Genomic DNA, 13,193 nt, shown 5'->3' with positions numbered 1-13,193 from the left:
TCTGTCAGCGAGACAAACCAATCACACTGACCCAAAACAGTCACACTATGTTGGAAGCAATTACCTGGAACACATACTTCAGCACCTTGGCAGTAGGCATGGCAGCCTACTACATAATCATCATAGTATCATACTATCCACAGGAATTTCGCAGCCTGCTTTCCCGCAGGATAAATAAGATCAGTCAGGACCGTCAGCAGGAAGAGGAGCAGCACCACAGGAGAACTGACGAAAAACCTACTGATCATTTTGAAGAGTTGGAAGCAACCGTTGCGGAATTAAACGGCATCCTCGGGAAGGCGGGGCAAAACAGGACAAGCAAGGAAAAACTGCACTTGCAGCTGATCCAGACGTTGTCAAACCACACCGGGCTTCGGGAGCCCGCCTACCGGGTTGCCGTTATCAATTTCATTTTAGAAAATGCTGAGAAGCAGTGTAGGATCAACTTCAACGAAACAGAAATCGAAGAAGCCTGGGCAGCTCATTCTCCTTAATCCAAATCGCTACTAACTCTCCCAAAATCTAAAAATACCCAACGATCACTAAATGCTAATCCAATGAAAAAGAACCACCAACCCCTTACTCCAGGCCATTCGAATGGCATTTTATCTATCCTTTTCCTTGGCTTATCAACCCTTTCAGCAAAAGCCCAAGACGGACTTGCAGGAATCGAAGAAGCCAACCGTCAGGTGCGCAGCTACTTTGATGCAGGCACCAGTCTTATGTATGCTATTGGTGCCATTCTCGGATTGATCGGCGCAGTAAAAGTCTATCAAAAGTGGAATGCAGGCGACCCAGATACCGGAAAAGTTGCCGCTGCCTGGTTTGGAAGCTGTGTCTTTCTAGTCGTAGTCGCCACAGTTATCAAATCCTTCTTTGGAGTTTAACTAAAGCACATAACAACATGTCTAACAGTATCTATCGGATCAATAAAGGCATCAACAAGTCCATTGAATTCAAGGGATTAAAAGCCCAGTACATATGGTACCTAGGTGCCGGTGTGCTGGCACTACTTGTCAGCTTTGCCATTCTCTTTATTCTGGGAGTGCATCCCTTTGTCTGTTTGATCATCATCGCAATCTCAGGGTCACTATTGGTTATCAAGGTTTATCAGCTTAGCCATAGGTATGGGGAACACGGCATGATGAAAAAGTTAGCTCACCGTCAGATCCCCCATGCCATCCGCATCAAATCAAGAGGAGTTTATCAAAAACTCAAATCCAAAAAATAGGCAACCCATTCGCGCACCTCAATTAAAATCCTCATTCCCAAATAGAAAACAATCCGACCCCATGGAAAGACACCTTGAAAACCATTTCCCTATTCTTAGTATAGAGCAGGATTGCATACTTTCCAAGCAAGGGGATATCACGGTGGCCTATCAAGCAGAACTTCCTGAGATATTTACCTTGAGTGATCAGGAATACGAAGCTTTCCATCAGGTATGGATCAAATCCATCAAATCACTTCCACAACACAGCATCCTACACAAACAGGATTGGTTTATTGACAGTCAGCATCAAGCTACTTTTTCAAATTCAGATCAAAGCTTTCTGCATAGAAGCAGTGAACGCTTCTTTCATGAGCGTCCCTTTTTAGATCACAGCTGCTACCTGTTTTTGACGCTAAGTCCAAAAAACAGGAAGGCTTCCAGCAGCCTATTTTCCACCCTACTCCGCTCCCATATTGTCCCTGAAGAGTTGGTTCTGGCTGACACGCTACCCAGTTTCCTGGATGCCTGTGGACAGTTCGAACGCATCCTAACTGACAGTGGATTTGTGCAGATCAAGCGACTAAAAGAACTCGACATTTATAGCACTCGCACCCAAAAGGGAATTCTTGAAAAATACTGCAGCCTTTCCGAAACCAAGGAACCAACCTGGCTTTCAGACATCAGCTTCAAACCAAACCCAAGCATTGGCAACAAACACTGCCGTTTATTCACCCTTTCCGATGCCAGTGATCTACCAGCTCTTTGCGGAAGCAGAATCAACTACGATAAATACAGTATCGATACCACCAAATTCAGCGTAGGCTTTGCCTCAGCGCTGGGACAACTCCTACCCTGCAACCATATCTATAACCAATATATCTTTATCGAAGATGCACAACAAACGCTAAAAAGATTGGAATCAAAGCGGCTTCGACTCCAATCACTTGCCAATTACAGCAGGGAAAATGCCATCGCGCGGGATGCGACCAATGATTACTTGAATGAGGCAATCAGTGAACAAAGACTTCCTGTAAAAGCCCACTTCAATATCCTAACCTGGACAGAAGATCCACTACAGATTCCTGAAATCAAAAAGCAAGTCGGAGCTGCCCTCTCTCAGATGGAAGCCATTGCAAAAGAAGAAACCGTAGGGGCTGCCCAGATCTTTTGGGCAGGGATCCCGGGCAACAGTGCTGACTTTCCGATGAATGACAGCTTTGACACCTTTGTCGAGCAAGCCACCTGTTTCCTTAATCTGGAAACAGGTTACCGCAGCTCACTTAGCCCATTTGGAATACGATTGGGAGACCGCCTCACCGGAAAACCAGTACATGTGGATCTCTCCGATGAACCGGTAAAACGGGGCATCTGCACCAACCGCAACAAATTCATACTCGGCCCCAGTGGAAGCGGAAAATCCTTTTTCACCAATCACCTGATCCGAAGTTATTACGAGCAGGGAACGCATGTAGTACTTGTAGATGTGGGTCATTCCTACAAAGGACTTTGTGATCTGGTCGGAGGTTATTATTTCACCTACGATGAGAAAAACCCCATCCGATTCAATCCCTTTTACATCGCTGAAGGTGATCAGCTGGATACCGAAAAGAAAGAAAGCATCAAGACTCTGCTGCTCGCACTCTGGAAAAAAGACGACGAAACCTTCACCCGAAGTGAGTATGTCGCGCTATCCAATGCACTAAAAGGCTACTACGAAAAACTGGCTTCCGATTCATCCCTATTTGCGAGTTTCAACAGCTTTTATGACTACGTGAAAATAGACTTTCTGCCTATACTAGTGTCAGATAAAGTCAAAGAGAAGGATTTTGACATCAGCAATTTTCTCTATGTGCTTCGCCCCTATTACAGAGGTGGTGAATTCGATTACCTATTAAACTCCACCGAAAACCTAGACTTGCTTCAGGAGCGGTTCATCGTCTTTGAGCTGGATAACATCAAAGACCATCCGATTCTCTTCCCTGTGGTGACTATCATCATCATGGAAGTCTTCATCAACAAAATGCGCAAACTCAAAGGTATCCGCAAACTGATTCTGATCGAAGAAGCCTGGAAAGCCATCGCCAAGGAAGGCATGGCAGAATACATCAAGTATTTATTTAAAACTGTTCGAAAATTCTTCGGGGAAGCCATTGTAGTCACCCAGGAGGTCGAAGATATCATCAGCTCCCCTGTGGTCAAGCAAGCCATCATCAACAACAGTGATTGTAAGATCCTGCTGGATCAATCCAAGTACCAAAACAAGTTTGATCAGATACAGGAACTCTTGGGCTTAACGGATAAGGAACGGGCAATGGTACTTTCTGTCAACAAGGCCAATGACCCCAAAAGAATCTACAAAGAAGTATTCATCAGTCTGGGAGGAATGCTCTCCAAAGTGTATCGCACCGAGGTATCCAAAGAAGAGTACTTGGCCTATACCACCGAAGAAACCGAGAAAATCAAGGTGATGGACTATGCCCAGCGATACGGCTCCATACAAAAAGGAATAGCAGCACTTACCGCGGAACAAGCTCAACTCTAACTATCGAAGCCATGATAAACTCCCATAAAAACATCCGCCGAATTGCCCTGCTCACGCTACTCTGCGTTGCATTCACTCTTCCGCCTCAACGCACCCAGGCGGCAGCAATAATTCCAATTGTGGAGATCATCAGGGCAGCGGTTAAGAAAGTCATCGTTGCAGTAGATCTTCAAATCCAGAGACAGCAAAATAAAGTCATCTGGCTACAGAACGCCCAAAAAGTATTGGAAAACACCATGTCCAAACTCAAGTTGGATGAGATCTCCAGTTGGACAGAAAAGCAACGCGAACTGTACGCAAAATATTTCGATGAACTCCAACAGGTCAAGTCAGCTATTTCCAGCTACCAGCGGGTGCGTGACATTACCCAAAAACAAACACTGATTGTCACTGAATACAAAAAAGTATGGGCAATTATCCAGCAGGATGACCATTTCACCACTCTAGAAAAAGAGTACATGGGCCAGGTGTACTCTGGAATTCTGGGAGCTACGGTAGAAAACCTGGATCAGCTGGCACTTCTGATCAAATCCTTTACGCTAAAAATGAGTGACGGGGAAAGACTGACCCTACTGAATGAAACTGCACTACGAGTAGATCAAAACTACCAAGACTTGCTCTCATTTAACCGCAGCAACGGACAGCTGAGCCTGCAACGCGCTAGAAGCAACAGCGAGATTTCACGCATCCAGCGACTCTATGGAATCCATCCCTAACCCACTAGAACAATGAAAAAGTTACTTATTCTTCTATACCTCATCTCTGCGGCATTGCCTGTAACAGCACAGAACTATCAGGAATGGTTTCAACAAAAGCAAACCAAAAAAAAGTATCTGGCCGAGCAGATCATCGCATTGCAAGCCTATAGCACTGTACTTAAAAAAGGCTATGAAGTTAGCCAGCAAGGACTCGGCCTGATCCATACCATTAAAAGCGGTGATTACTCCCAACACAAGGATCATTTCCAATCTTTTTCGAATCTAAACCCGGAATTAAAAAACCATTCGGTTACCCAGCAACTCCTTGCACTCGCTGAAAACATCCAACAGGTTTCAACACAATCCCAAAAGCAACTTAGATCCCAAAATCAGCTCAATGTTTCTGAAGAAAGTGTGGTCAGTCATGTCTTTTTAAACATTCAAAAAGAAACTGCTCAACTATTAAGTGAGCTACAAACCCTTTTGCAAAACGGCTCACTCAGCCTGTCTGATTCTGAACGCATCAAAAGACTAGAACAAATCCACCTGCACATGCAAAGCATCTATTCCTATACAGTCCGATTTGGGCAGGAAGCCATTCAATTATCCATCCATAGTGAACAGGAATCAAACGCAATTGGCCAAGTACGAATCTATCATACCCTTGATCGGCTCTAACTCTACTCAACCATGAAAAAATTACTGATTCTACTATTCCCCATCATTTTCACGCTAAACCTTCAGCCAGCGGCCGCTCAGGCAGACGAAATAGCTCAGTTACTGCTGAATGTCACCAAGCTAAGTCAGCTCAAGCAAATCCTCACCGATCTGGAAAAAGGTTACACCACCCTGAGCTCTGGTTATTCACAGATTTCAACTATCGCATCGGGAAATTTTACAATCCATGAAGTATTCCTGGATGGCTTGCTGCAAGTAAACCCAACGGTAAAAAACTATTACAAAGTCGCTGAAATCATCCGCTTTCAAATCAAGCTAGTGAACGATTATAAGTCGGCCTTTTCAAGACTCAAAAGCTCCCGTCAGTTCACGAGCAACGAAATCTCATACCTCTCATCAGTCTATAGCAATCTCTTCAAGCAAAGTCTACAGCAACTCGATGAATTGACCTTGGTCTTAACAACAAACAGCCTGAGAATGTCAGATGAGGAACGGTTGGCAGCCATCGATCAGATTCATAGGGACATGCAGGACAAGCTGATTTTCCTAACTGCATTCAATCAGGAGACCCAGGTTCTGGCAATTAGCCGATTCAAAGCAAATCAGGAATTGAATGGGATCAGAAACCTCTATTAATAAATAGACCACTAAGCTCAACCATCACCATGAAAGCATTTCTTAAATCGGTAGCTGTCATTTTACTCTCCATCCTTCTACCACTAAGTGCCCGAGCCCAGGTGGGCTATGACAGAGGACTCCATGGTGTTTTGGAAGAGCTTTATTCTGAGATGATGCCACTATGCAGTCAATTGATCAGCGTGGCACAGGGAATTGCTGCCTTTGGAGCTTTATGGTATATAGCCTCCAGAGTTTGGCGATCCATAGCAAATGCTGAACCCATAGATTTCTATCCCTTGTTACGCCCCTTTGTCATCGGCTTTTGTATCCTATTGTTCCCATCCGTCCTTTCCCTGATCAATGGAGTGATGAACCCAACTGTCAACGCCACAGCTTCCATGATGGACAACTCAAATATGGCAATCGAGAATCTGATAAGGCACAAGGAAGAATTGGTCAAAGGAACAATTCAGGGAGTGATGTTCCGCAATAACCACCATGAGGGAGATTACGGAAAATGGCTCAAATACACAGAAGGAATACCGGAAGAGAGTGAAGATTCAGGAAAGTCCTGGTGGGAATCCTTCAGCAGCACTTTAGAATTTGAAGGGGCAAAATGGAGTTTCAATTTCAAACACTGGATCAAACAGGCCCTCGCTGAAATATTACAGTTACTCTTTGAAGCAGCATCGCTCTGCATAAATACACTACGAACTTTCCAGCTGGTTGTCCTTTCCATTCTTGGCCCACTTGTGTTTGGATTATCCGTCTTTGACGGATTCCAACATACACTCACTGTCTGGTTGGCCCGTTACATCAATATTTACCTCTGGCTTCCTGTGGCCAATATCTTCGGGGCCATCATCAGTACCATTCAGGAGAAAATGCTGGTACTGGACATAGGACAAATCGAAAACACCGGGGATACCTTTTTTTCTGCCACCGATACAGGATACCTGATCTTTTTGGTCATCGGTATCATCGGGTATTTCTCGGTCCCTTCCGTGGCAAACTACATTGTCCATGCTGCTTCGGGTGGAGCACTTCCGCATAAAGTGACCGGATTTTTTACCAAAAGCGCCACTACCTCAGTATCGGCGGCAGGAACTGGTGCTGTACTGGCTGGAAAAGGAGCCGGAATGGCAGCAGATTATTTTGGAGACAAAGCATCAAGCATTAGGCAATCCATGGCTTCCCATGGCACCTCCTCTGGGTATTTCAAGGAGGGCAGTGACTATCAATCCGGTAAACTCAAAGGCAACTCATAATCCTACAGCACATGTTCAGCAAACCAAAAAATATCGATACAGCCTTTCGACAAATACGAATGTTCACACTGTCGATAATCATCGGCTGCCTGCTCTTTTCAGGATTCACCCTCTACAAGAGTCAGCAATTGACCGCATCGCTTCAGCAAAAAGTCTACATTCTGGCAAATGGAAAGGCATTGGAAGCTTTTGCCACAGACCGCAGGGATAATATTCTAGTAGAGGCGAAGGATCATATCTCCACTTTTCATAGGTATTTCTTTACGCTCGATCCTGATGAAAAAGTCATTATCGCCAATACCGGCAAAGCGCTCTATCTGGCAGATGCTTCTGCAAAGCGACAATACGATAACCTGACGGAAAACAATTACTACTCTAACATCATCGCAGGAAATATCAGTCAGGAAATCACCGTGGACAGTGTGTCAATTGATCTTCAGCAAATCCCGTCCTATTTCCGCTATTACGGCACTCAACAGTTGACCCGAACAGGCTCCATCGTTACCCGAAGACTGGTCACCGAAGGTTATCTCCGTACGGTCTCCCGAAGTGATAATAATCCTCACGGTTTTCTGATCGAAGGCTGGAAGACATTGGAAAATACAGACATCAAAATCCAAAACCGCTAGCCATGAAAACAAGTCCATTACACTACCCCAGTCTTATTGAAGCAGTCCGAGAATTTAAGCAACTCAAAGCCGTAAAGTTCGCAGCACTGCTCCAGCACAAAACCGAACAGCTCAGTAAAAAAGCCAAATACCTCGTCTTTATTCTCTTTCTGATTTGCTCATTAAGTGCAAGTACTTACCTGCTGGTCGTTAAAGGCTCCTCCATTTCTACACTTCCTGATCAATTGCCAACAACCAACCTCCCCTACTTTCCTGATGTAGGAAATTCAAAATCCGATACTGACAGTCTCTTTTGTCAATCTCCAAAACTTCAAACCAATATAAACCATGACTGACGCAACATCCCAAAAACAACAGCAGAAGCGAAAATTTCTTCTAATGCTCCCACTCCTCACACTTCCGTTTTTGACTCTCACCTTCTGGGCTATGGGTGGTGGAAACGGGACAGATACCGATCCAGTACAAACCCAGCAACTCGGAATCAACTTAGAGCTGCCAGGTATAGCAAACAATAAAACACAAAAACTCGACAAGCTTGGCCATTATAAAAAGTCCCGAACAGACTCCGCTAGATTCCTTCAAGCAGTGAAGAATGACCCGTACTATCGCATGGCTTTTAATCCAGAAAAAAGCACAGATGATGAAAGTCAACTAACCGATTCCCCAACCTCAGAGTATGGCAGTTTCGGCAATAGTCCTATGCCTGAATTTCAGGATCCCAATGAACTACTGATCATGGCAAAACTGGAAGCACTCAACCAAACACTTTCTCAAGATCCAACTCCTGAAGTCAAAGACAAGAACCTAGATACAAACCAAATCAATCAAACAACAGATGACCCAACACTGAGTGCAGATTTGGATCGCCTAGATCAGATGATGCAGCAGATGCAAGCTGGCAATGCAACAGAAGATCCAGAAATGCAGCAAATGAGCATGTTACTCGAACAGATCCTGGACATCCAGCATCCAGAACGGGTACAGGCAAGAATTCGCTCTGAACAGATCAACCAGCAAAGCGAGGCATTTAGCGTAGTTCCAATTTCAGAATCAGGGTCTGTTTCGAGTTTAGAATCCAGCAAAGAAGCTTTTGTAACGAACACAGCTACTATTTCAAGGAATGGCTTCTATGGTTTAGAAAGTCAGGCCGATATAAATGAGCAGGCAAACTCAATCAAGGCGGTAATACATGAAACACAAACACTGACATCAGGAGCAACAGTCAAACTTAGATTGACTGAAGCAGCAAGCATCAATGGGCTAACTATTCCCAAAGATCAGCTGGTATATGGCACCGCTTCACTCAATGGTGAACGTCTAAACATTACCATCCAACATATCCGGGTACAAGACAAAATTCTACCCGTGGCTTTGAAAGTTCACGACGCGGATGGCATGGAAGGCATTTACATCCCAGGATCTCTATCGAGGGAAGCGACTGCACAATCGAGTGATCGTGCAATTCAGGGATTTGGGATCAGCACATTCGATACCTCACTGGAAGCCCAGGCTGCAAGTGCGGGAATAGAAACGGCAAAAAGCTTCTTAAGCAAAAAAACCAAACTGATTCAGTTCACGCTTAAAGCAGGTTATCAGATCTGGCTCAGCGATGAAAAAAGCAAGTCTACCTTTTAAAATCCAATCCGATGAATAGCAATAAACTAATTAAATGTACACTCACGATAGCACTAGGGGGACTACTTTCGATTGTCAACTGGAATCTTTTGGCACAATCAAACTCACCATTTACCACAAAAGCTATTACTGCAGTACCGATACAGATCAGTGAGCAACTAACCACGAACCTGATTTTCCCTCAGGCCATCAAAAGTGTGGATCGAGGCAACCGAGAAATCATGGTTCAGCGTGCCAATGCCGTTGAAAACATCTTGCAGGTTAAGGCAGAAAACAGCGAACTTACTAATAGCAACCTAACTGTAATTACTTCAGATGGACAGTTTTACTCCTTTAAAGTAAGTTATTCAGCAGATCCTCAACAGCTCAATTTGACTATCCAACCGGGGTCAATAAACCCGCCAGTTGAATTCCCAAAAGGAACGTCCAATGAGGTGGCCGTTTTAGAAACCGCTCAAAAAGTAGCTGTAAAAAACAGGCGAATTAAGCCAATCAGACAACGGAAATACAAGACTGGCTTAAGTCTGACCGGAATCTACATCGAAGAAGACCTACTTTATTTTCAGATCAAGCTGGAGAACCAAACCAATATCAAATACGATGTGGAACAGTTCCGTTTTTTTATCCGGGACAACAGAAAAGGCAAGCGGACAGCAGTACAGGAACTGGAGCAAATTCCCATTCAAATACTTGGCAATACAGACCAAATCCCTGCGCAGTCTACCCAGACTATAGTTGTAGCACTAGCCAAGTTCACTATTCCAGATCAGAAGCATTTAGGCATTGAATTAATGGAACAAAATGGAGGTAGAAATCTAAAAGTCAAAGTCAAAAACCACCACATCATTCAGGCAGCTGTGGTAGAGTAACATACTTTACCTACAGACCATCAAACAGCAAATCTTTATCAGTTAACCACAAACAATATAGATCATGAACGAGCAAAATTTCGATTACCTCAAAAACCAGGTTAAGTACACTGGATTCGGCGAAGCGTTAGAGCCTCAATTAAAGGAAAAGATCAGCAAGGGAGAATCCAATTTTACGCTAAATCATCAGGCAAATTTCGGAGGCGATACCGTCAATGCGGATCTGCATTTTCGAAAGTCCGAAATGACTGATATGTATTTCTTTAACAAGTACGATCTGAGCCTGACAAAATCCGGACAGGATGAACCCGCCATAAATCAGACGTTTTACATCGGTAAAGACAACAACATCACATTGAAAGAAGGCTACAATTTGTTGGACGGACGTGCAGTAAATAAAGACCTCGTCAATAAGGAGCAGGAAAAGTATAATGCTTGGGTTCAGTTAGACTTTAAGGAAACCGACAATCAGGGAAACTTTAAGCTAAAGCAGTTTCATGAGAATTACGGATTTGACCTGCAAAAGGCATTGGAGAAACACCCCATCAAAGAACTGGGAAATCCAGAAGATCAAAGTAGGCTGATGGATTCCTTAAAAAAGGGAAACCGTCAATCTGTAACTTTTACCGGCAGTGAGGGTGAACAAAAGCGCTTTGTAGAAGCCAGCCCACAGTTCAAAAATGTAAACACCTACGATGCCAATCAGGTACGCACTGCAGAAACTCAGCGGGAAGGAAAAAGTGAATCACAAACCAAATCCAAAAAGCAGGAAGTCAAGGAAGAATCGGATGAGAGTCCCACGAAGAAGACACGAAAAAGGAAAAGCGCAGGAATAGCTGGTTAGATACTCTACGTATGGAGCAGATGAAATCGAGCATGACAGAGATCGTTGCACACTAAAATGATTACTTAGCATGCGAGATTCCATCTGACCAATTAAAAAAAAATCATGTACAGATGAAAGAAGCATTGGAGAACTTTATGTCCGGGATTGATAAAGATCCAAGGATCAGCCTTTCCCATATCGGGGTTTTCTCCGTGCTGCTTCATGCACGTGAAGAATATGGAGGTATTGAACCTTTCCCTATAAAAAGGAAAAAGCTTATGAAAGCTGCTAAGATATCCAGCACAGCCACCTACTTTAAAATCATCCGGCAACTCCATGAATATGGCTACATATGCTACCTGCCAACGTTCAACCGGATGAGTCAAAGTCGGGTCGCATTAGCTAAAGAACCTTAAAGAAACCAAGCCTAAGTCAATTCAATGTCAATTCTAAGACCATGGAAACGATCACTAAAGAAGATTTGGAAACCTTACGATTTCAGCTGTTTGCGGATCTCAAAAAATTGCTGGAAGTACCAACTGAAACAAAACCAGACGAAAAGGAATGGCTAAGGAGCCGGGATGTAAAAAAGATGCTCAGTATTTCAGACGCAGCTTTGCAGAATTTACGGATTCGGGGAGTCGTGCACCCTGTTAAAATCTCAGGCCTTTATTACTACAAATCTGAAGAGTTGAAATCACTCTTCAAGCAATAAAATCATCACTTATGACAGCCCTTGGAATGGAATATTATGTGGAAAGAATCGTAAAAGAAAGAGGCATCCAACCCACTCGTGTATCCGTGTTTTTAGCCATGCTACAACTCTGGAAAGAACAAAAACGTTGCAATCCATTTCAGATATCCAGACGAAAAATCATGAAACTTTCAGGAGTAAAAAGTATTGTCACCTACCATAAGTGCATTTCCGAACTAACTGATCGAGGTCTTGTCGAATATAGGCCTTCGTATCATCCATGGATGGGGAGTGAGGTGAGGTTGAAGTAATTTAAGGTAAACTGGATCGCTATAGTCCAAAATTATACTTTCTAAACGGTCACTAACATAATTATTTAGATCATAATTAGGGGTTAAGTTTACATATCCAAATATGATTTACTAACTACTATCCGTGTATTTTATTCTGAAAGCTTATTGTTTCAAATAAATATTATTTCATAACTTAGTTGTCTGAAAACAAGCTCTTTGACTAAGTGGAATTCAACAGGTGTAAATTAGATTTTACTAAGATCCATCAATTATTAGTTGCGTCAATCGTGTAGTTACAAAAAATAATCTCAGCTAAATCGTTGATTTTAAAATGATTACAAACAGGGTTCGAATCCTTCCGAGTGCACAAAAGCCCTAGATTTCGGTCTGGGGCATACTATAATTAGATACTTGAAAAGGAACAATTCAAGCGATAATCTCAGAAAAATCAAATACGATATTGATTTAAAACACTGAAAAACAAGATATTAACTATCCAATCGATTAATATCAACCACTTCATGAAAAACCTGTAAAGAAATTCTTTACAGGTTTTTTTATGATCAATACCCCCAAAATCTTCATAATTACCTGTAATTCCAGTGCGTCAATCGTGTAGTTCACCTAACTAAACTAATCATGTTAGAAAACTCCATTACCAGAATCTTTAAATCTAGTTATTCAAGCAGTGAAAGCCGACGGGATTTTGACACATAAGGAAGAGAAACTAATCCGAGAGGTGGCTCAGAGCGAAGGGAAGAATGTAGATGCCACTATAGCACAGATCCGAAAAGAATTGGAAGAATCTGAGGAAGAAAATGAATCGGAACTGATCGATGTAAATCAAAAAGCTGGACTGGATTTCGAAAAATTCGTGGTGCAGAAGTTTGACAAAAAGTTTTTTCAAATTCGCAATTGGGCTGGAGATAAATATGTAGAAGGTAGATATGCAGAAACCACAACGCAACCTGATATTCAGCTTTCATTAAAACTGGGAGCGAACTCCTACCCTTTTGCTGTGGAATGTAAATGGAGATCTAACCCAAAGGTGATTTCATCCAATTTGCCGAAGAAGATCAATTGAACCGTTACAAGACATTTGCGAAGCGAGAGAACTATCCCGTTTTCATTGGACTAGGAATTGGTGGTAAGCCATCTAGTCCAGCAGAATTATACATTATACCTATTCAGGATCTTAACAAGCCAGTTCTTCATCGAGAAGGTTTGGGA

The 13,193-nt window shown here is 43.0% G+C and carries 17 protein-coding genes; all 17 read left to right on the top strand.

Features of this window, described 5'->3' with window-relative positions; all coding sequences use genetic code 11:
- Positions 1 to 47 precede the first annotated feature (47 nt).
- The 17 genes from BM291_RS16345 to BM291_RS16265 all read left to right on the top strand — a co-directional run bounded on the left by BM291_RS16345 (position 48) and on the right by BM291_RS16265 (position 13,047).
- Entirely contained in the window at positions 48 to 494 is a 447-nt protein-coding gene (locus BM291_RS16345) for a hypothetical protein (protein WP_092899383.1), read from the top strand.
- Between the two features lie 63 nt (positions 495 to 557).
- Positions 558 to 887 carry a DUF4134 domain-containing protein gene (locus tag BM291_RS16340; RefSeq protein ID WP_092899381.1) on the top strand — a complete coding sequence of 110 codons (330 nt, stop codon included), beginning with the start codon at positions 558 to 560 and terminating at the stop codon, positions 885 to 887.
- A gap of 17 nt (positions 888 to 904) precedes the next feature.
- The gene (locus tag BM291_RS16335; protein WP_092899379.1) at positions 905 to 1,231 is read left to right on the top strand and encodes a DUF4133 domain-containing protein; all 327 of its coding nucleotides are present in this window, start codon (positions 905 to 907) and stop codon (positions 1,229 to 1,231) included.
- A 61-nt stretch (positions 1,232 to 1,292) separates the two neighbouring features.
- Positions 1,293 to 3,755, top strand: coding sequence for a TraG family conjugative transposon ATPase (locus BM291_RS16330; RefSeq protein ID WP_092899377.1), 2,463 nt, complete (start codon positions 1,293 to 1,295; stop codon positions 3,753 to 3,755).
- 11 nt (positions 3,756 to 3,766) lie between these two features.
- Entirely contained in the window at positions 3,767 to 4,471 is a 705-nt protein-coding gene (locus BM291_RS16325) for a conjugal transfer protein TraI (RefSeq protein ID WP_217647332.1), read from the top strand.
- Between the two features lie 12 nt (positions 4,472 to 4,483).
- Positions 4,484 to 5,131, top strand: coding sequence for a hypothetical protein (locus tag BM291_RS16320; RefSeq protein ID WP_092899375.1), 648 nt, complete (start codon positions 4,484 to 4,486; stop codon positions 5,129 to 5,131).
- A 12-nt stretch (positions 5,132 to 5,143) separates the two neighbouring features.
- Positions 5,144 to 5,767 (top strand): hypothetical protein, encoded by a 624-nt coding sequence (locus BM291_RS16315; RefSeq protein ID WP_092899373.1) that lies wholly within the window; start codon positions 5,144 to 5,146, stop codon positions 5,765 to 5,767.
- Between the two features lie 29 nt (positions 5,768 to 5,796).
- The gene (traJ, locus tag BM291_RS16310; protein ID WP_092899371.1) at positions 5,797 to 7,017 is read left to right on the top strand and encodes a conjugative transposon protein TraJ; all 1,221 of its coding nucleotides are present in this window, start codon (positions 5,797 to 5,799) and stop codon (positions 7,015 to 7,017) included.
- Between the two features lie 11 nt (positions 7,018 to 7,028).
- Positions 7,029 to 7,646, top strand: coding sequence for a conjugative transposon protein TraK (traK, locus tag BM291_RS16305; protein WP_092899369.1), 618 nt, complete (start codon positions 7,029 to 7,031; stop codon positions 7,644 to 7,646).
- Positions 7,647 to 7,648: 2 nt separating this feature from the next.
- Positions 7,649 to 7,981, top strand: a complete 333-nt coding sequence (locus tag BM291_RS16300) for a hypothetical protein (RefSeq protein ID WP_092899367.1) — start codon at positions 7,649 to 7,651, stop codon at positions 7,979 to 7,981.
- Positions 7,974 to 9,281, top strand: coding sequence for a conjugative transposon protein TraM (gene traM, locus BM291_RS16295; RefSeq protein ID WP_092899365.1), 1,308 nt, complete (start codon positions 7,974 to 7,976; stop codon positions 9,279 to 9,281). The genes BM291_RS16300 and traM overlap by 8 nt, the downstream gene beginning before the upstream one ends.
- Before the next feature lie 11 nt (positions 9,282 to 9,292).
- Positions 9,293 to 10,150 (top strand): conjugative transposon protein TraN, encoded by an 858-nt coding sequence (gene traN / locus BM291_RS16290; protein ID WP_092899363.1) that lies wholly within the window; start codon positions 9,293 to 9,295, stop codon positions 10,148 to 10,150.
- A gap of 64 nt (positions 10,151 to 10,214) precedes the next feature.
- Entirely contained in the window at positions 10,215 to 10,994 is a 780-nt protein-coding gene (locus BM291_RS16285; protein ID WP_092899361.1) for a hypothetical protein, read from the top strand.
- A 113-nt stretch (positions 10,995 to 11,107) separates the two neighbouring features.
- Entirely contained in the window at positions 11,108 to 11,392 is a 285-nt protein-coding gene (locus BM291_RS16280; RefSeq protein ID WP_092899359.1) for a hypothetical protein, read from the top strand.
- A 41-nt stretch (positions 11,393 to 11,433) separates the two neighbouring features.
- Entirely contained in the window at positions 11,434 to 11,691 is a 258-nt protein-coding gene (locus tag BM291_RS16275) for a MerR family transcriptional regulator (RefSeq protein ID WP_092899357.1), read from the top strand.
- A gap of 11 nt (positions 11,692 to 11,702) precedes the next feature.
- The gene (locus tag BM291_RS16270) at positions 11,703 to 11,981 is read left to right on the top strand and encodes a hypothetical protein (protein WP_092899355.1); all 279 of its coding nucleotides are present in this window, start codon (positions 11,703 to 11,705) and stop codon (positions 11,979 to 11,981) included.
- Between the two features lie 670 nt (positions 11,982 to 12,651).
- Positions 12,652 to 13,047 carry a hypothetical protein gene (locus tag BM291_RS16265; protein WP_092899353.1) on the top strand — a complete coding sequence of 132 codons (396 nt, stop codon included), beginning with the start codon at positions 12,652 to 12,654 and terminating at the stop codon, positions 13,045 to 13,047.
- Positions 13,048 to 13,193 lie beyond the last annotated feature (146 nt).

This window comes from Algoriphagus aquimarinus, assembly GCF_900112005.1.
Lineage (GTDB): Bacteria > Bacteroidota > Bacteroidia > Cytophagales > Cyclobacteriaceae > Algoriphagus > Algoriphagus aquimarinus.
This window is presented reverse-complemented; position numbering and strand designations above follow the sequence as displayed.

What these genes read in the sequence shown, in the direction of transcription:
- BM291_RS16285 (WP_092899361.1), top strand. Translation starts at nt 10,215, where the DNA reads ATGAACGAGCAAAATTTCGATTACCTCAAAAACCAGGTTAAGTACACT.
- BM291_RS16340 (WP_092899381.1), top strand. Translation starts at nt 558, where the DNA reads ATGAAAAAGAACCACCAACCCCTTACTCCAGGCCATTCGAATGGCATT.
- BM291_RS16315 (WP_092899373.1), top strand. Translation starts at nt 5,144, where the DNA reads ATGAAAAAATTACTGATTCTACTATTCCCCATCATTTTCACGCTAAAC.
- traK (WP_092899369.1), top strand. Translation starts at nt 7,029, where the DNA reads ATGTTCAGCAAACCAAAAAATATCGATACAGCCTTTCGACAAATACGA.
- traJ (WP_092899371.1), top strand. Translation starts at nt 5,797, where the DNA reads ATGAAAGCATTTCTTAAATCGGTAGCTGTCATTTTACTCTCCATCCTT.
- BM291_RS16270 (WP_092899355.1), top strand. Translation starts at nt 11,703, where the DNA reads ATGACAGCCCTTGGAATGGAATATTATGTGGAAAGAATCGTAAAAGAA.
- BM291_RS16330 (WP_092899377.1), top strand. Translation starts at nt 1,293, where the DNA reads ATGGAAAGACACCTTGAAAACCATTTCCCTATTCTTAGTATAGAGCAG.
- BM291_RS16280 (WP_092899359.1), top strand. Translation starts at nt 11,108, where the DNA reads ATGAAAGAAGCATTGGAGAACTTTATGTCCGGGATTGATAAAGATCCA.
- BM291_RS16320 (WP_092899375.1), top strand. Translation starts at nt 4,484, where the DNA reads ATGAAAAAGTTACTTATTCTTCTATACCTCATCTCTGCGGCATTGCCT.
- BM291_RS16300 (WP_092899367.1), top strand. Translation starts at nt 7,649, where the DNA reads ATGAAAACAAGTCCATTACACTACCCCAGTCTTATTGAAGCAGTCCGA.
- BM291_RS16335 (WP_092899379.1), top strand. Translation starts at nt 905, where the DNA reads ATGTCTAACAGTATCTATCGGATCAATAAAGGCATCAACAAGTCCATT.
- traN (WP_092899363.1), top strand. Translation starts at nt 9,293, where the DNA reads ATGAATAGCAATAAACTAATTAAATGTACACTCACGATAGCACTAGGG.
- BM291_RS16345 (WP_092899383.1), top strand. Translation starts at nt 48, where the DNA reads ATGTTGGAAGCAATTACCTGGAACACATACTTCAGCACCTTGGCAGTA.
- BM291_RS16275 (WP_092899357.1), top strand. Translation starts at nt 11,434, where the DNA reads ATGGAAACGATCACTAAAGAAGATTTGGAAACCTTACGATTTCAGCTG.
- traM (WP_092899365.1), top strand. Translation starts at nt 7,974, where the DNA reads ATGACTGACGCAACATCCCAAAAACAACAGCAGAAGCGAAAATTTCTT.
- BM291_RS16325 (WP_217647332.1), top strand. Translation starts at nt 3,767, where the DNA reads ATGATAAACTCCCATAAAAACATCCGCCGAATTGCCCTGCTCACGCTA.